Here is a 276-nt window from a genome sequence, read left to right on the forward strand (position 1 = left end):
TCACTTGGTAGAGCAACAAAGGCATCGGCGGGATTATTTTGTTGTTCGCCAAATAAATGAATGTATCGGCTGTCGCGTTTACCTGCTTCTCGTTCTAATTTACGGGCGTAATCGCTTTCAATCAGTTTATTGAGCGCTGTTTCTACTTCATTTACGTTATTAAAATCAGCAAGCCTAGCACTGCGAGTTCTTAATTCACCTGGGGTTTGGGCACCACGTAAAAGTAATAAACAAACAATGGCACGCTGCTGAGTAGAAAATTGCAGATTACTAAAC

Annotated in this window: 1 protein-coding gene; it reads right to left on the reverse strand. The window is 41.3% G+C overall.

Going from position 1 to position 276, the window contains the following annotated elements; genetic code table 11:
* Positions 1 to 276 (reverse strand): DUF480 domain-containing protein (locus AAEY78_RS12940; RefSeq protein ID WP_352339721.1); only part of this gene is annotated, 276 nt, incomplete at both ends.

It is taken from the genome of Psychrobacter sp. 16-MNA-CIBAN-0192, from assembly GCF_040309565.1.
In the GTDB taxonomy this organism is placed as follows: domain Bacteria; phylum Pseudomonadota; class Gammaproteobacteria; order Pseudomonadales; family Moraxellaceae; genus Psychrobacter.